This window comes from Rathayibacter sp. VKM Ac-2754, from assembly GCF_009807095.1.
Lineage (GTDB): Bacteria > Actinomycetota > Actinomycetes > Actinomycetales > Microbacteriaceae > Rathayibacter.
Genome location: NZ_WUCC01000001.1, coordinates 161697 through 183524, shown reverse-complemented (window position 1 = coordinate 183524; position 21828 = coordinate 161697). Strand labels below are relative to the sequence as shown.

The following is a 21828-nucleotide window of genomic DNA, read 5'->3' as shown; positions in this document are numbered from 1 at the left end:
TTTTCCGACAAGGAGAAAACATTGCTCGACGTAACAACTTTTGACGAGCTGCGCATCGGCCTCGCGACGGCCGATGACATCCGTCGCTGGTCGCACGGTGAAGTGAAGAAGCCCGAGACCATCAACTACCGCACCCTGAAGCCCGAGAAGGACGGTCTGTTCGGCGAGCAGATCTTCGGACCCTCGCGCGACTGGGAGTGCTCCTGCGGCAAGTACAAGCGAGTCCGCTTCAAGGGCATCGTCTGCGAGCGCTGCGGCGTCGAGGTCACCAAGTCCTCGGTCCGCCGCGAGCGGATGGGCCACATCGAGCTCGCCGCCCCCGTCACCCACATCTGGTACTTCAAGGGCGTCCCCTCGCGCCTCGGATACCTGCTGGACATGGCGCCGAAGGACCTCGAGAAGGTCATCTACTTCGCGGCGTACATGATCATCGACGTGGACGACGACGGCCGTCACGCCGACATGCCCGGCCTCGAGAACGAGCTCCGGCTCGAGATCAAGACCCTCTCGGACCAGCGCGACTCCCGCATCGCGGACCGTCTGGCACGCCTCGAGACCGACCTCGCCGCCCTCGAGGCGGAAGGCGCGAAGAGCGACCAGAAGCGCCGCACCAAGGACGGCGCCGAGAAGGAGATGGGCCAGATCCGCAAGTCCTTCGACGAGGACATCGCGCGGCTCGAGAGCGTGTGGGAGCAGTTCCGCACCCTCAAGGTCGGCGACCTCAAGCCCGAGGACGCGGTCTTCAACGAGCTCGTCGACCGGTACGGCGTCTACTTCGAGGCCTACATGGGCGCCGAGGCGATCAAGAAGCGCCTCGAGCAGTTCGACCTCCAGGCCGAGGCCGAGACGCTGCACCTGCAGATCGCCGAGGGCAAGGGTCAGAAGAAGATCCGCGCCATCAAGCGCCTGCGCGTCGTCAACTCGTTCCTCGCGACCGGCAACTCGCCGGCGGCGATGGTCCTCGACGTGGTCCCGGTCATCCCGCCGGAGCTGCGCCCGATGGTCCAGCTCGACGGTGGCCGCTTCGCCACCTCCGACCTGAACGACCTCTACCGTCGCGTGATCAACCGCAACAACCGCCTCCGCCGCCTGCTCGACCTCGGTGCTCCCGAGATCATCGTGAACAACGAGAAGCGCATGCTCCAGGAGGCGGTGGACGCCCTCTTCGACAACGGCCGTCGCGGTCGTCCCGTCACCGGTACCGGCAACCGCGCCCTGAAGTCCCTGAGCGACATGCTCAAGGGAAAGCAGGGTCGCTTCCGCCAGAACCTGCTCGGCAAGCGCGTCGACTACTCGGGCCGCTCGGTCATCATCGTCGGCCCGCAGCTCAAGCTGCACCAGTGCGGTCTGCCCAAGCAGATGGCTCTGGAGCTGTTCAAGCCGTTCGTCATCAAGCGCCTGATCGATCTGTCGCACGCGCAGAACATCAAGGCCGCCAAGCGCATGGTGGAGCGCTCGCGCCCGCAGGTCTGGGACGTGCTCGAGGAGATCATCCGCGAGCGCCCCGTCCTGCTCAACCGCGCGCCCACGCTGCACCGACTCGGCATCCAGGCCTTCGAGCCCCAGCTGGTCGAGGGCAAGGCGATCCAGCTGCACCCGCTCGTCTGCGCCGCGTTCAACGCGGACTTCGACGGCGACCAGATGGCCGTCCACCTGCCGCTGTCCGTCGAGGCCCAGGCCGAGGCGCGCATCCTGATGCTCGCGTCGAACAACATCCTCAAGCCCTCCGACGGCCGCCCGGTCACCCTGCCCACGCAGGACATGATCATCGGCCTCCACCACCTGACGACCATCCGCGAGGGTGGCGCCGGTGAGGGACGTGCGTTCTCCTCGGTCTCCGAGGCGATCCTCGCGAAGGACCAGGGCTCGCTGCACCTGAACTCGAAGGTGAAGATCCGCATGTCGGAGGTCTTCTTCGCCCAGGGTCAGGCCCCCGAGGGCGTCGAGATCGACGAGACCGGCAAGGTCACCGCGCCGGTCCTGCTCGACACGACGCTCGGCCGCGCCCTCTTCAACGAGGCGCTGCCGGTCGACTACCCCTACTTCGAGCAGGTCGCCGACAAGACGACCATCTCCGGGATCGTCAACGACCTCGCGGAGCGCTACCCGAAGGTGGAGGTCGCCGCCTCGCTCGACCGGATCAAGGACGCCGGCTTCTACTGGGCCACGCGCTCCGGAGTCACCGTCGCGCTGTCCGACATCCTGACCCCGCCGTCGAAGCCGCAGATCATCGCGGGCTACGAGAAGCGCGCGGCCAAGGTCGAGTCGGAGTTCGAGAAGGGTCTCATCACCCAGCCCGAGCGTCGCCAGGAGCTCGTGAAGGTCTGGACCGAGGCGACCGACGAGGTCGCCAAGGCCATGCGCGCGAACTTCCCCGTCGACAACACCATCAACCGCATGGTCACCTCCGGTGCCCGTGGTAACTGGCTGCAGGTGCGCAACATCGCCGGTATGCGCGGCCTGGTGAACAACCCGAAGGGCGAGATCATCGCCCGACCGATCATCTCCTCGTACCGCGAGGGCCTGTCGGTCGCCGAGTACTTCATCGCCACGCACGGTGCCCGCAAGGGTCTGGCCGACACCGCGCTCCGCACGGCCGACTCCGGCTACCTGACGCGTCGACTCGTCGACGTCTCGCAGGACGTCATCATCCGCGAGGACGACTGCGGCACCACGAAGGGCCTCGAACTGCCGATCATGCTCCAGGACGCCACCGGCGCCTGGTCGCAGGACTCGAACGTCGAGAACTCGGTCTACGCCCGTTCGCTCGCCACCCCGGCGACGAACGAGGCCGGCGAGGTCATCGCCGAGGCCGGCGAGGACGTGGGCGACGTGCTCATCGAGAAGCTGGTCGGAGCCGGGGTGCGCCACATCAAGGTGCGCTCGGTCCTGACCTGCGAGTCCGCCGTCGGCGTCTGCGCGGCCTGCTACGGCCGCTCGCTCGCCACCGGCAAGCTCGTCGACATCGGAGAGGCCGTCGGCATCATCGCGGCCCAGTCGATCGGCGAGCCCGGCACTCAGCTCACGATGCGCACCTTCCACACCGGTGGATCGGCCTCGGCCGACGACATCACGCAGGGTCTTCCCCGCGTGCAGGAGCTCTTCGAGGCCCGCACCCCCAAGGGCGCGTCGCCGATCGCGGAGGCCGCCGGTCGCATCACGATCGAGGACACCGACCGTGCCCGCCGCGTCATCCTCCAGCCCGACAACGGCGACGAGGCGGTCATCTACCCGGTGCTCAAGCGCTCGCAGCTGCTCGTCGAGGACGGCCAGTCGGTCACCCTCGGACAGCAGCTGCACGTCGGAACGGTCGACCCCAAGGAGGTCCTGCGCGTGCTGGGCGTCCGCGAGGTCCAGAAGCACCTGGTCGGAGGCGTCCAGGGCGTCTACCGCTCGCAGGGTGTGCCGATCCACGACAAGCACATCGAGGTCATCGTCCGTCAGATGCTCCGCAAGGTCACCGTCGTCGACCACGGCGACACCGACCTGCTCCCGGGCGAGCTCGTCGACCGCTCGCGCTACAGCGACGTCAACCGCGCCGCTCTGACCGAGGGCAAGCGCACCGCCTCGGCACGTCAGGAGGTCATGGGCATCACCAAGGCGTCGCTGGCCACCGAGTCGTGGCTGTCGGCCGCGTCCTTCCAGGAGACCACCCGCGTCCTGACGCAGGCGGCCATGGAGGGCAAGCGCGACCCGCTGCTGGGCCTGAAGGAGAACGTGATCATCGGAAAGCTGATCCCGGCCGGTACCGGTCTCCCGAAGTACCGCAACGTGTCGGTCGAGGCGACGGAGGAGGCGAAGGCCGAGCGGTACCCCAACCGCATCTTCGCCGACGATGCGGCGTTCAGCGACGCCGACCTGTCGTTCGTCGACTTCGACTCGTTCTCGAGCGACGGCTACGAGCCCGGCAACTACAGCTGAGCTCGCTGACCTGAGACGAAGGCCCCGCCGGGAGACCGGCGGGGCCTTCGTCGTCCCCGGGCGCTCGGCCGTCGGCCGTTCGGATTGAGGTCGCCCTTACTGGGGGTGATCGAATCGTGATGTACTCTCCTGCGGTCGTCCCCGGGGTGCTTGACTCTTCTGGCGCTCGCCGGGCCGGTACCCGTCCGTCCTGCCGGAGACGCAGCGGTGAGGAAACGCGCGGATGAGATTCGTGGTCGTCGTGCTGGCCGCCCTTCTCGCGGTGGTCGGTGCCGTCGTGGTGCCCGGAAGCCCCGCAGCCGCCGCGATCACGGAGCCGCCCGCGTCCTGCGGAGTGGCCCAGCTGGCGCCCGTGCTCGCCGGCGACGACGTCGACTCCGCTGCCCGGGCCTCCGTCGTGCCGATCCTCCTCCTGCACGGCTGGCTGGGCACCGCGACCCACGACGAGGGCCGCACCGGCGCCTTCTCGCACCTGGTCGACCTGATCGCGCCGAACGGAGTCGACGAGCCCGTCACCACCTCGCAGCGCTCGATGGTCGGGATGCTGCAGGAGATCGACGGCTCGGCCGTCTACACCTTCGACTACCGCGACCTCGCGGCCCGCTGGGTCACCGACCCCGGGATCGCCGACGCCCTCGCCTCCTCGCTCGACTGCCTCACGCGGGCGACCGGCAACCGGGCGATCGTCGTCGCCCACTCGATGGGCGGGCTCGCGGCCCGGCAGGCGCTGAGCCAGAGCGTCGACGGCGTGCCGGTCGAGTCGATGGTGTCCGACGTCATCACCTTCGGCACGCCGAACACGGGATCGGACCTCGCCAAGCGGCTCGGCGAGATCATCGACTCGACCGGCACGGTCAGTCCGGCCGTCGTCGCGGGGCTCGAGCCGCAGAGCCGTCTCGGGATCTCCGCCCTCCTCGCCTCGTGCGGCGAGGCCGCCTCCGAGGACGCCTCGCGGGCGGGGGAGTGCACCGGCATGCCGATGATCGACGCGCTCTCGTCGCAGGCCGGGATCGCGATGCGCACGGGCTCGATCGAGCTCGGCGAGCTCCCGCCGTGGCCCCCCGGCATCCACGTCGTCGCTCTCGCGGGCGACATCAAGGTGACGGTGGCGGCGATGCTCGGCACGCGCGTCGGCGTCGTCGATCTGGGCGACATCATCGTCGGCAACCCGTCGGCCGAGGCGGGAGTCGACGAGTACTTCGTCTCGACCTGCCGGTACACGCTGCTGTCGATGCCCGACGTGCCGGCCGTGATCGCCGAGCTGAACCCGCTCGCGCGGCTCGGAGACGCGCTGCGCTTCTCGGCGATGGTCGTCGCGATCGACGCGAGCCCCTGCCACCACGCGAAGCTGATGCGCAACGTCGAGCTCGCAGGTCATGCGGGGGCGGAGGCGACCTCGGCGGTCGCGGCCACTCTCGCCCTCCCGCGCCCCGGCGCGGCCGAGACTCCGTCGCTCCGCCGCGCTCCGCTGTCGGACGACGTGCGCCGTCGGCCGGTGCGCTGACCGGGCGCGACGCGACATGATGTCTCCAACTTTGACCTGCTGAGAGAAGGCGCCTACGTTCGAAGAGGCCGATGGGGCGGCCGCCTGGGGGACAGGCAGCGCGGCCCGCGCGGCTCTCGAGCCGATCGCGGGCCGCGCCCGTCACGCTGCCGACGCCGGCGAGCCTCCGCTCCCGCTACGCTCCAGGGAGCGAGGCCGCGACGATCCGGCCTCCGCGCACCCTTCCGCCGGAGACCGCATGAGCCGCAGCACCGACCCGACCGATCCTCCGCGCCGCACGTCGCGTCTCAGCCGGGAGCAGGTCAGGGCCCGGCTCCTGGACACGGCGCTCGGCGTGGTCCGCACCGAGGGGCTGCGCGTGGGGGTGTCCCACCTCGCGCTCGAGGACGTCATCAAGGCTGCGGACGTCCCGCGCAGCACGGTCTACCGGATCTGGCCGACGCGCCAGGCCTTCTACGACGAGCTCGTCGCGGTGATCCCCGAGCGGATCCTCTCGACCCGCCTCGACCAGCCCGCGCTCACGGTCGGCGACTCCTACCTCCACCGGCACGTCGGCGAGTCGGTCTCGCCCGAGCGGCAGCGCGAGATCCTGGTCGAGTCGGTCGCCGTGGCGATCGGCGTCAACTACGAGAACACCTTCTCGTCGCAGCACTGGCGCAACTTCGTGGCTCTCGCCGGATCGGTCGACGCCTACGACGAGCCGGCCCGCACGGCCATCACGGAGGCGCTGCGCAAGCGCCAGGTCCACTTCATCGACAACATGGCCAAGTACTACGAGCACACCTTCTCGGAGCTCGGGCTGCGGGTGCGCCCCGGGCTGGGCGGCTACGCCGTGCTCGCCTCCGCGATCTGCTCGTACATCGAGGGGCTCTGCGTCGCGCGGATCGCGGCGCCCGAGCTCGTCACCGGACCCCTCGACGGAGACGGATCGCCCTCGCTGGTCGTCACCGGCGTCCTGATGCTGATCGACGGGTTCACCGAGCCGATCCCGGCGGGAGCCGATGCGCCCTAGTCGGCGACCGGCTCGAGCATCCCCTCGACGATCGAGCGGATCGTGTAGGCGGCGAGGTGCCACGGCACCGGCTCCCCGTCGAGGCCGGGGGCGAGCACGACCGAGTCGAGGTCGTCGCCGATCAGCCGGCCGCGGTGGGCGAGTCCGTCGACGACGATCGAGGTCAGGTGGGCGAGCTGGAGCGTCGAGAAGCCGGGCCGGAGGGTGCCGCTGAACATCTCGAGCATCTCCTGGTAGAAGCCCTCCATCCGGTGGGTCAGCATGGACTCGATCCGGCGGGCGGTGGCCTGCACGGCCTCGCGGGCCGGGCCCTCCTCCATCGAGAAGGTGCAGGCGAGCAGAGCATTGTACGAGGCCCAGTCGACGGAGCTGCGCAGGGTCTCGATGTTCGAGTTGGCGCCGATCCGGATCATCTCCCAGGCGACCGCGCGCCGGCCCGCCGCCGTGGCGAGGTGGTGGGAGGAGTTCTCGTACACCTCGCGCATCACCGCCATCGCGTCCGGGTCCGCCCCGTCGGCGAAGCGGTCGCGCACGAACACCTCGCCGATGAGATCGGCGACGAACTCCTCGCGCGTGCTCCAGATCCGGTAGACGGAGCTGCGCGGCACGCCGGCGAGGCGGATGTACTCCTCCATCGGCAGGTGCGCGAACCCGACGGTCAGCCCTCTGACCGCGATGACCTCGCGAGCAGCGCCGATCATGCGGGTGCGCACCTGGTCCGCGGGGATCCGCTTGGCGCGCGGGAGTCGGGCGTCGTCGTCGTCCATCGTGAGAAGGAGACTAACTCCCTCTCAGCGGCCGCGCACGGTCCTGCGAGGGCGATCGCGCTCCCGGAACATCGGCCGCGTCGAGACTCGATGTCCTCTCCTGTACCACGGAGCCGCACGCTTCGGTACGGTCCAATCGGATGCGGACCCGAACCCCGTCCACGAGGGGTGTTCCGTGCCTGATCGCGAGCAGTTCGCTCTGACCGTCGTCGACGGTCTCCCCATCGAGCGCGCGGCGCTGCTCGCTCTGCTCTCCCACTCCCTCCCGCAGTTCCCGGCGGTCGACGAGCGCGTCGGAGCGCCGCCTCCGCCCGCCGACACCGTCGTGATCCTCGACCTCGATCGTGTCGCTCCCGGCGAGCTGACCGCGACGCTCGCCGAGCTCGCGAACCGCTACCGGGGCGTCGTCGCGCTCTCGGCCTCCAACGCCCTCGACGAGATCCGCGCGGTGCTGCGGTCCGAGCGCGCGGCCTTCGTCTGGAAGGGCGACGACCCGGGCGAGCTGGTCGCGGCGATCGTCTCGGTGGGCTCCGGCCGGTCCTGGATCTCGGAGGGGGCGCGCCGCCGCTTCCTGTCCGCGGGGGCGGACCGCAGGCCCGTCCTCAGCCCGCAGGAGAGCCGGGTCATGCGGGCCTACGGCGGAGGTGCGGCCGTCAAGACCGTCGCGCTCGAGATGCGGATCGCGGAGCACACCGTCCGCACCTACATCAAGCGGATCAAGACGAAGTACCTCGAGGCCGGGGTCGCGCTGGAGTCACGGGTCGACTTCTACCGCAACCTCGACGGCCACGACGTCGCGCGCAGGAACGGCGGCGACCGGGTGCGGCCCCGCCTCCAGGAGACGGTCGCTCACGCGAGCGGCGAGCGGACCGCGTGAGGCGAGCAGGATCGCGTTCCCCGCGCTCCGGTGCTCGGCGAACGACAGCGAGCCGATCGCGGTGACGCAGGCCAGCAGCTCCGCCAGCACGGCGCGGAGCCGCTCGAGCCGCCGGTGGTCCCAGTCGTCGGCCACGTTGACGGCGAGCAGGCCCTCCTCGTCGACGCGCTCGGCGAGGCGAGCGAGGACGTCCGGTCGGTAGAACGCCTCCGGGATCTCGTCGCCGTCGTAGACGTCGAGCACGACGAGGTCGGCGAGCAGCGGAGGAGGCGCCGCGGCGTCGCCGGTGACGACGCGGAGCCGAGCCCCGGCGGGGAGGGGCGCGTGGGCGAGGACGAAGTCGACGAGCCCCACGGCGTTCTCGACGACCGTCTGCTCGGAGCCGGGCCGCGACCACTCCGTGTACCGCGCGAGGGAGAGCGCCCCCGCACCGAGGTGCAGGACGCGCAGGGCGTCGCCGGGCGGGGCCATCGCGTCGACGACGGCGCCGAGCCGGGCCATGTACTCGAGGTCGAGTGCGGCCGGCGAGCGCGGATCGATCAGCGACTGCTCGGAGCCGTCGATCTCGAGCACCAGCGAGCCGAGCCTGATCGGGTCTGACTCGAGCGAGACGACCCGTCCGTCGGGCAGGCGGGCGGAGGGGGGCATCCCACCACGCTAGATCCTGACGACCGCGATCCCGCCCGCTCTCGAGGCAGCAGGGGCCCCGGCTCGCGCCGCCCCGGGGCCGCGGCTACGGTTGCAGGCATGGCCGCCCTCATCCTCCTCGACGTCGACGGAGTCCTGAATCCGACCGTCACGAGCGACCGCTCCGTCGGCGGTCACCGCCTCGGGCTCGAGCCCGAGCGCGAGGCCCTCGTCCTGCGGCTCGCCGCCGCCGGGACCATCGTGTGGGCGACGACCTGGCCGCCCAAGCTCACCTCCGTCCTCGCGCGCGATCTCGGTCTGCCGGCGCACACGGAGGCGATCGTGTTCGGCGGGGGACTGCCGCGCGACCCGCGGTTCCCCGGCCAGACGGGCAAGCTGCAGCCGGTCGCGGCCTGGCTCGAGGCGGCGCGCGCGCGGACGGCGATCGACGCGGTCGTCTGGATCGACGACAACCTGCGCGAGGACGCGTACCTCTGGGCGCGGGAGCAGGACACCCCGTTCCACCTCATCCGGCCCGACGCCGCCGCGGGGCTGACGTCCGACGAGGTGGGCACGGCCGAGGAGTTCCTCCTGGCCGTCTCGGCGTCACGCGGCGACATCCGGGAATAGCCGCGCCCCCCGTCCTGGTTATGGTCACTCCGGGCAACTACCGCGGCACCGCCGCTCGAGCCCGGACGACCTGCGGCGCCGGCACCCGGCGCACGCCCCCCTGGCACCGTGATGCACCGAAGGAAACACCGTGACGATCCTCCCCGCCCGCTCCTCCCTGCGCCTCCTGCTGGGCACGACCGCGGCCGCTGCCGCGCTCGTGCTGGCCGGCTGCGCGCCCGCCTCCACCGATGACGTCGTCTCGGGCTCGAGCGACGCGGGGACGACCTCCGCGAACTCGGGCCTCACGCTCGCCGAGGTGAAGGAGGCGGGGACCCTCACGATCGGCACCGAGGGCACCTACCAGCCGTTCTCGTACCACGCCGACGGCGGGACGGGTGAGCTGACCGGCTACGACGTCGACGTGATCACCGCGGTCGCCGAGAAGCTCGGCGTCGAGCCGGAGTTCGAGGAGACGCAGTGGGACGCGATGTTCGCGGGCCTGGACGGCGACCGCTTCGACGTGATCGCCAACCAGGTCTCGATCAACGACGAGCGCAGCGCCAAGTACGACTTCTCCGAGCCCTACTCGGTGAGCCCCGGGGTCGTGGTGGTCCCCGCCGACGACACCTCGATCACCTCGCTCGACTCGCTCTCGGGCAAGACCACCGCGCAGTCGCTGTCGAGCAACTGGTACACGCTCGCGCAGGACAGCGGCGCCCAGGTCGAGGGAGTCGAGGGCTGGGCCCAGGCCGTCGCGCTCGTCGAGCAGGGTCGGGTCGACGCGACCATCAACGACCGCCTCACCTGGCTGGACTGGTCGACCAACTACCCCGACCAGGCGGCCGCCCTCAAGGTCGCGGTGACGACGGACGACACCTCCGAGAGCGCCTTCACCTTCCCGAAGGGCTCCGACGACCTCGTGGCCGCGGTCGACGACGCCCTCGACGAGCTCCGCGCCGACGGCACCCTCGCCTCCATCTCCGAGCGCTACTTCGGCGCCGACGTCTCCCAGTAGCCCTCCCGAGGAGACCACTCACCGCCGAGACGCCGCCCTCTGAGCGACACCTCGCGGAGAACTGGTCTCCTCGGGACACGTCCGATAGTCCGGAACAGGTCCACCGCAAGGTCCGAGCGATTCCCCGAAATGCGTGCCAGCATTTCGGGGGAAGCGGACGCAAGACGCTCTGCTCGACGTGACCACCTACCCAAGCCGACCGCGGTCTTCTCCCGCCCCGGCGGGAGAAGACATGGATTTACTGCTCCGGTCCTTCTGGCCGATCCTCTCCGGGGGGATCGTCGGCACGATCCCGCTCGCGCTCTCGAGCTTCGTCCTCGGTCTCGCGCTGGCGCTCGCGGTCGCCCTGATGCGCCTGTCGCGCGTCCGCGTCCTCGCCTGGATCGCCCGGGCCTACATCTCGGTGATCCGCGGCACGCCGCTGCTCGTGCAGCTCTTCGTGATCTTCTACGGCCTGCCGAGCCTCGGGATCAAGATCGATCCGTGGCCGAGCGCGATCATCGCCTTCGCCCTCAACGTCGGCGGCTACGCGGCCGAGGTGATCCGCGCGGCGATCCTGAGCGTGCCGAAGGGGCAGTGGGAGGCGGCGCACACGATCGGCATGAGCCGCTCGCTCGCCCTGCGCCGCATCATCCTGCCGCAGGCCGCCCGTGTCTCGGTCCCTCCGCTGTCGAACACCTTCATCTCGCTGGTCAAGGACACCTCGCTCGCGTCGCTGATCCTGGTGACCGAGCTGTTCCGGCAGGCGCAGCAGATCGCGACGGCCTCGAGCGAGTTCATGCTGCTCTACCTCGAGGCGGCTCTGATCTACTGGCTGATCTGCCTGGTCCTCTCCAGCGGGCAGGGCCTCCTCGAGAAGCGATTGGACCGCTATGTCGCCCACTGACTCCGCCGTCGAGCGTCCCGTCCTCTCGGCGACAGGGCTGCGCAAGTCCTTCTCGGGAATCGAGGTGCTCCGCGGCATCGACCTCGAGATCCGTCGCGGCGAGGTCATCGCGCTGGTCGGTCCGTCCGGCTCGGGCAAGACCACCGTCCTGCGCTCGCTCAACAGCCTCGAGATCCCCGACGGCGGAGTCGTCGCGCTCGCCGACGGGACGACGCTCGACTTCTCGGCCGGCGTCGGCAAGCGCGCCCTGACCACGCTGCGCGACCGCTCCGCGATGGTGTTCCAGCACTTCAACCTCTTCCCGCACCTCACCGTTCTCGAGAACGTCACCGAGGGGCCGCTGCGCGTGCAGCACCGCAAGGCCGCCGAGGTGGTCCCCGAGGCGGAGGCGCTGCTCGCGCGGGTCGGTCTCGGCGGCCGCGGGTCCGCCTACCCGTTCGAGCTGTCGGGCGGTCAGCAGCAGCGCGTCGGCATCGTCCGCGCCCTGGCCCTCCGGCCCGATCTGCTGCTCTTCGACGAGCCCACGTCGGCCCTCGACCCGGAGCTCGTCGGCGACGTGCTGTCGCTGATGCGGGAGCTGGCGGGGGAGGGCTGGACGATGCTCGTCGTCACGCACGAGCTCGAGTTCGCGCGGCAGGTCGCCTCCGAGGTGGTCTTCATGGCCGAGGGCGTGGTCGTCGAGCGCGGCGCTCCGGCGCAGATCCTGCGCGAGCCGCGCGAGGCGCGCACGCAGCAGTTCCTCCGACGCCTGCTGCACCCGCTGGAGTGACGTCCGCCGGGTCGCCTGAGCTGACCCCCTTCTGCGGGAGCCGCGCGGCGCACGCCGGCTGCTGCCGAGGCGTGCCTATGCTGACCGCGTGACCTGGAACAGCGAAGCCGAGACCACGCGGATGCCCGCCGCCACCGAGCCGACCGGCGGCACGGGCCCGCAGCCGACCCGCGAGTACGTGTGGCCCGAGCCGCAGCCCGGCAGCACCGGGCCCGTCTCGAGGAGCGAGGCCGCGCCCGCGGCGACTCCCGCGACGATCGGCTCGATCGAGCCGGAGCCCGCGCCCGTCCGCCGCAAGGGCAACCGCCTCGCAGGACTCGCGATCGCGCTCCTCGCCACCGCCGTCTTCGCCGCGCTGCTGCTGGTCGCGCTGACCGCCGTCCGCATCCTCGTCGACCAGGTCGCAGGCGATCCCCTGGCGATCGCTCTCGACGAGGCGCCCACCGCGCTGTTCCTCGCGCCGGTCGCCGTCTTCTTCGTCGGCCTCGCCCTCATCGTGCTCGCGGTCAACCGCGCGGGCTGGTGGGCCTACGTGCTCGGCGGCTTCTTCGTCGCCCTCCTCGCCGGCGCCGCCGCGCTCGTGGGGGCCTGGATCCCCGTCGGAGGCGCGGCGGTGCCGTCCGACCGCGTCCAGCTCGTCGAGTTCCTGCGCGACCCGGCCGTCCTCCTCGCGGTCCTCGCCGCCGCCGTGCTCGCCCGAGAGGTGAGCGTCTGGGGCGGAGCCCTGATCGCGGGGCGCGCTCGCGGCGTCAAGCGCCGCAACGCCGAGCGCGAGGCGGCCGCGCAGTCGTGACCGTCGCGGGCGGCCCGGGGGAGCAGGGACGCTCCTCGGGTCTCGGCTACGGGATCGCCCTCGCGGCGTTCGCCGCGTTCCTCTACCTCGCCCTGGTGGTCTGCGCCTTCGGGGTCCTGAGCCTGCTGCTCGATCAGGACGTGGTCCCGGAACGCGATGCCGGCCCGCTGCTCGGGCCCGTCTCGGTCGCCGTCTGCGTGCTGGCGGTCCTCCTCGCGATGATCACGCTCGCCGCCCGGCCGGGGGTCACGCGGGTGCTCGGCCCCTCGCTGGCCGGCGGAGCCGTCGTCTACCTCCTCTTCCTGCTCACCGGCGGGGCTCTCTACGGGCTCGGTGCCGGCGACCCCGCCGCGATCCTCGGCTACGTGCTCGATCACGCGGGTACGGTGTTCGCCCTCGCGGCGGGCGTGCTGGCCGCCGCGGTCGTGGCCGTGTTCCTCGTCCTCCTCGCCCGGCGCGATGCCGGGGGGACCCAGCCGCACTGGGGCTGGGAGGGCGACGAGCGGGAGTGACGGCGGGAGCGGCACTCGCTGTGAGCGGAGTCGTCTCGGTTGACCGACCTCGTCACTCCCCGTAATATTCTTCGGGTGTGCGCTTTGCCGTGCGCTTGTGTCGTGCCTCCGGGTGGATGCGAACGCCGCACTGTGCTCTACCGGATCCGCGAGGATCCGCGGGTTCGTCCGTTCGGGCGGCCCCCACGGCATACCCGTCCTCCTCCCCAGCTCACCGCTCGTCGGTGTGCGGGGTGCGTCGGGTCCAGATGAACTCGGCCGCGTCCGGCGACGGACAGGCCGAATGTCGACCATCGATCCGCTGTCACCGTGCAGCATTCAAGGAGCAGATCAGTGCCAACGATTCAGCAGTTGGTCCGAAAGGGACGCAGCCCCAAGGTCACCAAGACCAAGGCGCCCGCCCTGAAGGCCAACCCCCAGCAGCGCGGCGTGTGCACCCGCGTGTACACGACCACGCCCAAGAAGCCCAACTCGGCCCTCCGCAAGGTGGCCCGCGTGAAGCTCTCCAACGGCACCGAGGTCACCGCCTACATCCCCGGCGAGGGCCACAACCTGCAGGAGCACTCGATGGTGCTCGTGCGCGGCGGTCGCGTGAAGGACCTCCCCGGTGTCCGCTACAAGATCGTTCGCGGCGCCCTGGACACCCAGGCCGTCAAGAACCGCAAGCAGGCTCGCAGCCGGTACGGCGCGAAGATGGAGAAGAAGTAATGCCTCGTAAGGGCCCAGCTCCCAAGCGCCCCGTCGTCGCAGACCCCGTCTACGGCGCCCCGGTCGTCAGCCAGCTCGTCAACAAGATCCTCCTGGACGGCAAGAAGGGTCTCGCCGAGCGCATCGTCTACGGTGCCCTCGAAGGCGTGTCCACGAAGAACGGCCAGGACGCGGTCGTCACCCTCAAGAAGGCGCTCGACAACGTGCGCCCGACCCTCGAGGTCCGCAGCCGCCGCGTCGGCGGCTCGACCTACCAGGTCCCGGTCGAGGTCAAGCCCCACCGCGCCAACACCCTCGCGCTCCGCTGGCTCACCAGCTACGCGAAGGCCCGTCGCGAGAAGACGATGACCGAGCGTCTCATGAACGAGATCCTCGACGCGTCGAACGGACTCGGCGCCGCTGTGAAGCGTCGCGAGGACACCCACAAGATGGCCGAGTCGAACAAGGCCTTCGCGCACTACCGCTGGTAGCGCACCCCGCGGCCGCTCCCGAGCGACCGCGAACCCCCGGCCCGCGGCCTTCGTCGCCGCGGGCCGGGGCCCGGCGGCGGATCGCCCGATCCACGCGGTCGGGCGACCGCCACCACCAGACCCAGCCGATCGGCCATGAACCCGTTGCGCTGGCTCCATCACCTATCGGAGGAACTCCGTGGCACAAGATGTGCTCACCGACCTGAACAAGGTCCGCAACATCGGCATCATGGCCCACATCGATGCCGGCAAGACCACCACCACCGAGCGCATCCTGTTCTACACGGGTATCACGCACAAGATCGGTGAGGTCCACGACGGCGCTGCCACGATGGACTGGATGGCGCAGGAGCAGGAGCGCGGCATCACGATCACGTCGGCCGCGACGACCTGCTTCTGGAACAAGAACCAGATCAACATCATCGACACCCCGGGTCACGTCGACTTCACGGTCGAGGTCGAGCGCTCGCTGCGCGTCCTCGACGGCGCGGTCGCGGTCTTCGACGGCAAGGAGGGCGTGGAGCCCCAGTCCGAGACCGTCTGGCGTCAGGCCGACAAGTACGACGTCCCGCGCATCTGCTTCGTCAACAAGATGGACAAGCTCGGCGCCGACTTCTACTACACCGTCGACACGATCATCAAGCGCCTCGGCGCGAAGCCGCTGGTCATCCAGCTGCCGATCGGTGCCGAGTCGAGCTTCGAGGGCGTCGTCGACCTGGTCGAGATGCGCGCGCTCACGTGGCGCGGCGACTCCAAGGGTGACGTCGCGCTGGGCGCGAAGTACGAGATCGAGGAGATCCCCGCCGACCTCGCGGAGAAGGCGGCCGAGTACCGTCACAAGCTCCTCGAGACCGTCGCCGAGACGTCCGACGAGCTGCTCGAGAAGTACTTCGGGGGCGAGGAGCTGACCGTCGCCGAGATCAAGGCCGCGATCCGCAAGCTCACCGTCAACTCCGACATCTACCCCGTGCTCTGCGGCTCCGCGTTCAAGAACCGCGGCGTCCAGCCGATGCTCGACGCGGTCGTCGACTACCTCCCGTCCCCGCTCGACGTCCCGGCCATCGAGGCCCACGACGTCCGCGACGAGGAGAAGGTCATCATGCGTCACGCCGACTCGACCGAGCCCTTCTCGGCGCTCGCGTTCAAGGTCGCGGTGCACCCCTTCTTCGGTCGCCTGACCTACGTCCGCGTCTACTCGGGCAAGCTCGACTCCGGCGCCCAGGTCATCAACTCGACCAAGGGCAAGAAGGAGCGCATCGGCAAGATCTTCCAGATGCACTCCAACAAGGAGAACCCGGTCGACTCGGTCACCGCCGGTCACATCTACGCGGTCATCGGCCTCAAGGACACCACCACCGGTGACACCCTGAGCGACCCCAACGCCCAGGTGGTGCTCGAGTCCATGACGTTCCCCGAGCCCGTCATCGAGGTCGCCATCGAGCCGAAGACCAAGGCCGACCAGGAGAAGCTCGGCACCGCGATCCAGAAGCTCGCGGAGGAGGACCCCACCTTCCGCACCGAGCAGAACCAGGAGACCGGTCAGACGGTCATCAAGGGCATGGGCGAGCTGCACCTCGACATCCTGGTGGACCGCATGAAGCGCGAGTTCAACGTCGAGGCCAACGTCGGCAAGCCGCAGGTCGCGTACCGCGAGACGATCCGCCGCGCGGTCGAGAAGTACGACTACACCCACAAGAAGCAGACGGGTGGCTCCGGTCAGTTCGCGAAGGTCCAGATCACCATCGAGCCGATGGAGGTCGAGGCCGACAAGACCTACGAGTTCGTCAACGGCGTCTCGGGTGGACGCGTCCCCCGCGAGTACATCCCCTCGGTCGACGCGGGCATCCGCGACGCCATGCAGGTGGGCACGCTCGCCGGCTACCCGATGGTGGGCGTCAAGGCGACCCTGACCGACGGTGCCGCGCACGACGTCGACTCCTCCGAGATGGCGTTCAAGATCGCCGGCTCGATCGCGTTCAAGGAGGCGTCGCGCAAGGCGCAGCCCGTCCTCCTCGAGCCGCTCATGGCCGTCGAGGTCCGCACTCCCGAGGAGTACATGGGCGACGTCATCGGCGACATCAACTCGCGTCGCGGGATGATCCAGTCGATGGAGGACGCCACCGGCATCAAGGTCATCCGCGCCAACGTGCCGCTGTCCGAGATGTTCGGCTACATCGGCGACCTGCGCTCGAAGACCTCGGGCCGTGCCGTCTACTCGATGACCTTCGAGAGCTACTCCGAGGTCCCCAAGGCCGTGGCCGAGGAGATCATCCAGAAGAACAAGGGCGAGTAACCGAGCCCTCCCACCCCCGCCGTCCGCGTGGACGGCGGGGGACTGGTAGTGTCGTGCGGGTTTGCTGCGGTACTCGCGTCGAAACCCTCACGACCACTGCCGGTAACATAAGTACACAAAACCCCCGCAAGCCCTCTGTCCTCGTGCCGCCCCGTGCGGCGTCGGATGCGGATGCTTGCACCTAAGTCCTGAGGAGGACCCACAGTGGCTAAGGCCAAGTTCGAGCGGACCAAGCCGCACGTCAACATCGGAACCATCGGTCACGTCGACCACGGAAAGACCACGCTGACCGCGGCGATCTCCAAGGTTCTCGCTGACAAGTTCCCGTCCGCGACCAACGTTCAGCGCGACTTCGCGTCGATCGACTCCGCTCCCGAGGAGCGCCAGCGCGGCATCACGATCAACATCTCGCACGTCGAGTACGAGACGCCGAAGCGCCACTACGCGCACGTCGACGCCCCGGGTCACGCCGACTACATCAAGAACATGATCACCGGCGCGGCCCAGATGGACGGCGCGATCCTCGTGGTCGCCGCCACCGACGGCCCGATGGCTCAGACCCGTGAGCACGTCCTCCTCGCCAAGCAGGTCGGCGTCCCCTACCTGCTCGTCGCCCTGAACAAGGCCGACATGGTCGACGACGAGGAGATCCTGGAGCTCGTCGAGCTCGAGGTCCGCGAGCTCCTCGCTTCGCAGGGCTTCGACGGCGACAACGCTCCCGTCGTGCGCGTCTCGGGCCTCAAGGCCCTCGAGGGCGACGAGGCGTGGACCCAGTCCATCCTCGACCTCATGGACGCCGTCGACGAGTCCATCCCGGACCCGATCCGCGACAAGGACAAGCCGTTCCTCATGCCGATCGAGGACGTCTTCACGATCACCGGTCGTGGAACCGTCGTCACCGGCCGTGCGGAGCGCGGAACCCTCGCTCTGAACTCCGAGGTCGAGATCGTCGGCATCCGCCCGACGCAGAAGACCACGGTCACCGGAATCGAGATGTTCCACAAGCAGCTCGACGAGGCCTGGGCCGGCGAGAACTGCGGTCTGCTCCTCCGCGGCACCAAGCGCGAGGACGTCGAGCGCGGCCAGGTCGTCGTCAAGCCGGGTTCGGTCACGCCGCACACCGACTTCGAGGGCACCGCGTACATCCTGTCCAAGGATGAGGGTGGGCGTCACAACCCGTTCTACGCGAACTACCGCCCGCAGTTCTACTTCCGCACCACGGACGTCACCGGCGTCATCACGCTGCCCGAGGGCACCGAGATGGTCATGCCCGGCGACACCACCGACATGACGGTCGCGCTGATCCAGCCGATCGCCATGGAGGAGGGCCTCGGCTTCGCCATCCGTGAGGGTGGCCGCACCGTCGGCGCCGGAACGGTCACCAAGATCGTCAAGTAGGTCCGCCTGCTGATCTCTCGAGAGGGGTCGTCCGCTTCGTGCGGACGGCCCCTCTCGTCGTTCTGCGCCGGGGTGTTCTGCGCCGGACCGTTCTGCGCCGCGACCGTTCTGCGCCGTACCGTTCTGCGTATGAGCTTCACGAAGAGCGATCCCTCGGCGCAGCCCCGCTTCTTCGAGTGGGAGGCGGCCGGCCTCGAGTGGCTGCGCGACGCCGGGGGAGTCCGGGTCGTCGAGGTCGTCGAGGTCGAGGCGGGCCGGATCGTGCTCGAGGAGGTGCCGTCGGCGTGCCCCTCGGTCGAGGCCGCTCGTGACTTCGGCCGGGCGCTCGCCCGCACCCACTCGGCCGGCGCGCCCGCCTTCGGCTCCCCGCCCGACGGCTGGGACGGCCCCGCCTACATCGGCCGGCGCCCGATGCCGTGCCGGCTCGACGACTCCTGGGGCCGTTTCTACGCCGAGCAGCGCGTGCGGCCGTTCCTCCGCACGGCGATCAACGCGGGCAACCTGCGTTCCGACGACGCCCGTCTCGTCGAGCGCGCTCTGGAGCCGATCGCCGCGGGCGCGCTCGATGACGGAGAGCCGCCCGCGCGCCTCCACGGCGATCTCTGGACGGGCAACGTGCTCTGGTCGCCCGACGGCGCCGTGCTGATCGATCCCGCCGCGCACGGCGGGCACCGTGAGACCGACCTGGCGATGCTGGCGCTCTTCGGGGCTCCCCGTCTCGACGAGATCCTCCGCGGCTACGGCGAGGTGCGTCCCCTCCGCGACGGAGCGGAGGAGCGCGTGGCGCTGCACCAGCTCCATCCGCTCGCGGTGCACGCGGCCGGGCACGGTCCGTCCTACGGTCGCGCGCTGGCCGAGGCGGCGGAGCGGGTCCTCGAGCTGGTCGCCTGAGCCCGCGCACCGTTCACCCAGCCGGGGCCGCCACACTGGGGCGCGCTCGGTGCGAGCGCGAGGATCGAGGAGGAGTCATGGTGGATCTCGGGAAGCTGGGTCGTCAGGCCGGCGAGCTGCTCAACAGCCAGAAGGCGAAGGACGTGCTTCGCAGCGAGAAGGCCGAGGGCGTCTCGGACCAGGTGCTCGAGAAGTCGGGTGACATCGCCAGCCGCCTGACCGGCGGCAAGTACGACGAGCGGATCGAGGAGCTCAAGCGCCAGGCCGACAAGCGCCTCGGCAACGAGTAGCGACCGACGCGGGGCGGTTCGTCAAGCCCGTGCCGGGCGCGTCGGCCCCGCCCTAGCGTCGGAACGATGGCTGATGCACGCGAACGACGACTCCGCAGGACCGATTCGAGCGGCCGAGGCTACACGCGGGTCCGTGCCGGCTCCGGCTTCAGCTACCGCGATACGCGGGGAGCGACGGTCACCGACCAGGAGCTGCGGGCCCGGTTCGACGCGCTGGGCATCCCGCCCGCGTGGAAGGACGTCTGGATCGCCCCGTACCCCAACGGGCACATCCAGGCGATGGGCGTGGACGCCGCCGGTCGACGGCAGTACATCTACCACCCGACCTGGCGCGAGCAGAAGGACCGGATCAAGTTCGACCGGGCGCTGCGCCTCGCGGAGTCGCTGCCCGCGGCCCGCCGCGGCGTGACGATGGACCTCCGCGGCGAGGGCCACACCCGCGAGCGCGCGCTCGCGACCGCGTTCCGGATGCTCGACACCGGGTCGCTCCGGGTCGGCAGCGAGCGCTACGCGAAGGAGCACGGCAGCATCGGGCTCTCCACGCTGCTCTGCGCCCACGCGACCACGCATGGCGACCGGGTCGCGCTGGCCTTCCCCGGCAAGAGCCACCAGGCGTGGACGAGCGAGATCCTCGACAAGGACCTCGCGCGGGTGATCCGCCTGCTGAAGCGCCGGGGCCCGAACGCGCGCCTGCTCGCGTGGAAGGACGGCCGCCAGTGGCGGCCGGTCTCGGCCCCCGAGATCAACGACTACGTGCGCGAGCGAGCCGGAGACGACTTCACCGCGAAGGACTTCCGCACCCTGCACGGCACCGTCGCCGCGGCTCTCAGCCTCGCGAAGGCGGGCCCGCAGCCCACGCAGCGCGCCCGCACCGCGGCCATCGCGCAGGCGATGCGCGACGCCTCCGACGTGCTCGGCAACACGCCGACCGTCGCGCGTGCCAGCTACGTCGACCCGCGCGTGCTCGATCACTTCCGTGCCGGCGAGACCATCGATCCGAGCCGACCGAACTCCGCCGAGACCACCCTCCGCGCCCTGCTCTTCGAGTAGGAGCGAGGTCCCGGATCCCCCGGAATGCCGGGGCGGGGGAGGAGCCCCGAGCGCGACACGCCCGGGTTGCACGGGGCCACTATCTGTGGGAGACTCTCCTAGTTCAAAATTTCCGTCCCGGCAGCGTGCTGCAGGGGCCGGAACACTGCCAGGCAGTGCCGAGACGGCGCCGCAGCGGCTCGACCCGAGAGGGCGGCCCTACGGGGGCGACGTCGAGGCGGCGGGTAGCAGAACGAAACAACCGACAACTCAACGGGCTCTCCGTGCGTCGTGCGTTCTGCACGTCGCTGGAGTGCCTCGAGCGCGGTGCTTTTGACAGAAGAACACTGGTGCACTTCCCCGGTTCGCCGGAGTTCCTTCGCGAGCGCGTCCAATGCGAGGCGAGGCCGACAGGCCCGTCGCGTACGACGCAATAACAAGAGAGTGAGAGATCACACATGGCGGGACAGAAGATCCGCATCCGACTGAAGTCGTACGACCACGAGGTCATCGACACGTCGGCGCGCAAGATCGTCGACACGGTCACCCGTGCCGGAGCAACGGTCGTCGGCCCCGTGCCGCTTCCGACCGAGAAGAACGTGGTCTGCGTGATCCGTTCGCCTCACAAGTACAAGGACAGCCGGGAGCACTTCGAGATGCGCACCCACAAGCGCCTCATCGACATCATCGACCCGACGCCCAAGGCCGTCGACTCGCTCATGCGACTCGACCTGCCGGCCGACGTCAACATCGAGATCAAGCTCTAAGGAGGAGTGCCACCATGTCTGTCACTGTTTCCCCCACGCTGAAGACCAGCAAGGGCCTCCTGGGCACCAAGCTCGGCATGACCCAGGTCTGGGACGAGAACAACAAGCTCGTCCCCGTCACGGTCATCGAGATCAGCCCCAACGTCGTGACCCAGGTCCGCACGGAGGAGAAGGACGGCTACACCGCCGTCCAGATCGCCGCCGGCGCCATCGACCCGCGCAAGGTGAACAAGCCCTCCGCCGGACACTTCGACGCCGCGGGTGTCACCCCCCGCCGCCACCTCACCGAGGTCCGCACCTCCGACGCCGCCGACTACTCGGCCGGCCAGGAGCTCACCGTGGACGCCGTCTTCGAGGCCGGCACCAAGGTCGACGTCGTCGGCACCAGCAAGGGCAAGGGCTTCGCCGGTGTGATGAAGCGTCACAACTTCAAGGGCGTCTCGTCCTCGCACGGTTCCCACCGCAACCACCGCAAGCCCGGTTCGATCGGTGCCTCCTCGACCCCCAGCCGTGTCTTCAAGGGCATGCGCATGGCGGGCCGCATGGGTGGCGAGCGCGTCACCGTGCTCAACCTCAAGGTGCACTCCGTCGACGCCGAGAAGGGTCTGCTGCTCGTCAAGGGCGCCGTCCCCGGAGCTCGCGGTCGCCTCGTGTTCGTTCGCAACGCCGTGAAGGGAGCGTAGTTCC

Annotated in this window: 20 protein-coding genes; 19 read left to right on the top strand and 1 reads right to left on the bottom strand. The window is 69.9% G+C overall.

Going from position 1 to position 21828, the window contains the following annotated elements:
* Window positions 1-21: 21 nt before the first annotated feature.
* The 3 genes from GRS92_RS00960 (at window position 22) to GRS92_RS00950 (ending at window position 6437) form a co-directional block, all read left to right on the top strand.
* Window positions 22-3921: a DNA-directed RNA polymerase subunit beta' gene (locus tag GRS92_RS00960; RefSeq protein WP_159852450.1), complete on the top strand. Its 3900-nt coding sequence runs from the start codon at window positions 22-24 to the stop codon at window positions 3919-3921.
* 223 nt (window positions 3922-4144) lie between these two features.
* On the top strand, window positions 4145-5425 hold the full coding sequence (locus GRS92_RS00955; RefSeq protein WP_159852448.1) for an esterase/lipase family protein: 1281 nt from the start codon (window positions 4145-4147) through the stop codon (window positions 5423-5425).
* Window positions 5426-5663: 238 nt separating this feature from the next.
* On the top strand, window positions 5664-6437 hold the full coding sequence (locus tag GRS92_RS00950) for a TetR/AcrR family transcriptional regulator (protein WP_159852446.1): 774 nt from the start codon (window positions 5664-5666) through the stop codon (window positions 6435-6437).
* Here the strand turns inward: GRS92_RS00950 and GRS92_RS00945 are convergent.
* Complete coding sequence (locus GRS92_RS00945; protein ID WP_159852444.1) at window positions 6434-7204, bottom strand: hypothetical protein; 771 nt, start codon at window positions 7202-7204, stop codon at window positions 6434-6436. The two genes, GRS92_RS00950 and GRS92_RS00945, sit on opposite strands and share 4 nt — an antisense overlap.
* Before the next feature lie 175 nt (window positions 7205-7379).
* Between GRS92_RS00945 and GRS92_RS00940 the strand changes: the two genes are divergently transcribed.
* The 16 genes from GRS92_RS00940 to rplC all read left to right on the top strand — a co-directional run bounded on the left by GRS92_RS00940 (window position 7380) and on the right by rplC (window position 21824).
* Entirely contained in the window at window positions 7380-8081 is a 702-nt protein-coding gene (locus GRS92_RS00940; RefSeq protein ID WP_159852442.1) for a LuxR C-terminal-related transcriptional regulator, read from the top strand.
* A 747-nt stretch (window positions 8082-8828) separates the two neighbouring features.
* The gene (locus GRS92_RS00935) at window positions 8829-9338 is read left to right on the top strand and encodes an HAD domain-containing protein (RefSeq protein WP_159852440.1); all 510 of its coding nucleotides are present in this window, start codon (window positions 8829-8831) and stop codon (window positions 9336-9338) included.
* Between the two features lie 130 nt (window positions 9339-9468).
* A complete protein-coding gene (locus GRS92_RS00930; protein WP_235021741.1) occupies window positions 9469-10335 on the top strand; it encodes an amino acid ABC transporter substrate-binding protein in 867 nt (288 codons plus the stop codon).
* Between the two features lie 232 nt (window positions 10336-10567).
* Complete coding sequence (locus tag GRS92_RS00925) at window positions 10568-11221, top strand: amino acid ABC transporter permease (RefSeq protein WP_159852438.1); 654 nt, start codon at window positions 10568-10570, stop codon at window positions 11219-11221.
* Window positions 11208-11990 (top strand): amino acid ABC transporter ATP-binding protein, encoded by a 783-nt coding sequence (locus GRS92_RS00920; RefSeq protein ID WP_159852436.1) that lies wholly within the window; start codon window positions 11208-11210, stop codon window positions 11988-11990. The genes GRS92_RS00925 and GRS92_RS00920 overlap by 14 nt, the downstream gene beginning before the upstream one ends.
* An 88-nt stretch (window positions 11991-12078) precedes the next feature.
* Window positions 12079-12783, top strand: coding sequence for a hypothetical protein (locus GRS92_RS00915; RefSeq protein ID WP_159852435.1), 705 nt, complete (start codon window positions 12079-12081; stop codon window positions 12781-12783).
* A complete protein-coding gene (locus GRS92_RS00910; protein WP_159852434.1) occupies window positions 12780-13295 on the top strand; it encodes a DUF6121 family protein in 516 nt (171 codons plus the stop codon). Before GRS92_RS00915 ends, GRS92_RS00910 begins: the two co-directional genes overlap by 4 nt.
* A gap of 333 nt (window positions 13296-13628) precedes the next feature.
* Entirely contained in the window at window positions 13629-14003 is a 375-nt protein-coding gene (gene rpsL, locus GRS92_RS00905) for a 30S ribosomal protein S12 (protein ID WP_055787040.1), read from the top strand.
* Complete coding sequence (gene rpsG / locus GRS92_RS00900; protein ID WP_056037355.1) at window positions 14003-14473, top strand: 30S ribosomal protein S7; 471 nt, start codon at window positions 14003-14005, stop codon at window positions 14471-14473. The genes rpsL and rpsG overlap by 1 nt, the downstream gene beginning before the upstream one ends.
* Window positions 14474-14651: 178 nt before the next feature.
* Window positions 14652-16766: an elongation factor G gene (gene fusA / locus GRS92_RS00895; RefSeq protein WP_159852433.1), complete on the top strand. Its 2115-nt coding sequence runs from the start codon at window positions 14652-14654 to the stop codon at window positions 16764-16766.
* A gap of 204 nt (window positions 16767-16970) precedes the next feature.
* Window positions 16971-18164, top strand: a complete 1194-nt coding sequence (gene tuf, locus GRS92_RS00890) for an elongation factor Tu (RefSeq protein ID WP_056037348.1) — start codon at window positions 16971-16973, stop codon at window positions 18162-18164.
* A gap of 129 nt (window positions 18165-18293) precedes the next feature.
* Complete coding sequence (locus GRS92_RS00885; protein ID WP_159852432.1) at window positions 18294-19055, top strand: fructosamine kinase family protein; 762 nt, start codon at window positions 18294-18296, stop codon at window positions 19053-19055.
* Between the two features lie 77 nt (window positions 19056-19132).
* Window positions 19133-19345 (top strand): antitoxin, encoded by a 213-nt coding sequence (locus tag GRS92_RS00880; protein WP_159852431.1) that lies wholly within the window; start codon window positions 19133-19135, stop codon window positions 19343-19345.
* Between the two features lie 66 nt (window positions 19346-19411).
* Window positions 19412-20395, top strand: coding sequence for a DNA topoisomerase IB (locus GRS92_RS00875; protein WP_159852430.1), 984 nt, complete (start codon window positions 19412-19414; stop codon window positions 20393-20395).
* A gap of 437 nt (window positions 20396-20832) precedes the next feature.
* Window positions 20833-21141 carry a 30S ribosomal protein S10 gene (gene rpsJ, locus GRS92_RS00870; protein WP_005050520.1) on the top strand — a complete coding sequence of 103 codons (309 nt, stop codon included), beginning with the start codon at window positions 20833-20835 and terminating at the stop codon, window positions 21139-21141.
* Between the two features lie 14 nt (window positions 21142-21155).
* On the top strand, window positions 21156-21824 hold the full coding sequence (rplC, locus tag GRS92_RS00865; protein WP_056037339.1) for a 50S ribosomal protein L3: 669 nt from the start codon (window positions 21156-21158) through the stop codon (window positions 21822-21824).
* Window positions 21825-21828 lie beyond the last annotated feature (4 nt).

Bases quoted from the DNA above. Each gene is read 5' to 3' on its own strand.
- rpsJ (WP_005050520.1), top strand. From the start codon at position 20,833: ATGGCGGGACAGAAGATCCGCATCCGACTGAAGTCGTACGACCACGAG.
- GRS92_RS00945 (WP_159852444.1), bottom strand. From the start codon at position 7,204: ATGGACGACGACGACGCCCGACTCCCGCGCGCCAAGCGGATCCCCGCG.
- GRS92_RS00920 (WP_159852436.1), top strand. From the start codon at position 11,208: ATGTCGCCCACTGACTCCGCCGTCGAGCGTCCCGTCCTCTCGGCGACA.
- GRS92_RS00955 (WP_159852448.1), top strand. From the start codon at position 4,145: ATGAGATTCGTGGTCGTCGTGCTGGCCGCCCTTCTCGCGGTGGTCGGT.
- GRS92_RS00925 (WP_159852438.1), top strand. From the start codon at position 10,568: ATGGATTTACTGCTCCGGTCCTTCTGGCCGATCCTCTCCGGGGGGATC.
- GRS92_RS00950 (WP_159852446.1), top strand. From the start codon at position 5,664: ATGAGCCGCAGCACCGACCCGACCGATCCTCCGCGCCGCACGTCGCGT.
- rplC (WP_056037339.1), top strand. From the start codon at position 21,156: ATGTCTGTCACTGTTTCCCCCACGCTGAAGACCAGCAAGGGCCTCCTG.
- GRS92_RS00875 (WP_159852430.1), top strand. From the start codon at position 19,412: ATGGCTGATGCACGCGAACGACGACTCCGCAGGACCGATTCGAGCGGC.
- GRS92_RS00935 (WP_159852440.1), top strand. From the start codon at position 8,829: ATGGCCGCCCTCATCCTCCTCGACGTCGACGGAGTCCTGAATCCGACC.
- rpsG (WP_056037355.1), top strand. From the start codon at position 14,003: ATGCCTCGTAAGGGCCCAGCTCCCAAGCGCCCCGTCGTCGCAGACCCC.
- GRS92_RS00885 (WP_159852432.1), top strand. From the start codon at position 18,294: ATGAGCTTCACGAAGAGCGATCCCTCGGCGCAGCCCCGCTTCTTCGAG.
- GRS92_RS00880 (WP_159852431.1), top strand. From the start codon at position 19,133: ATGGTGGATCTCGGGAAGCTGGGTCGTCAGGCCGGCGAGCTGCTCAAC.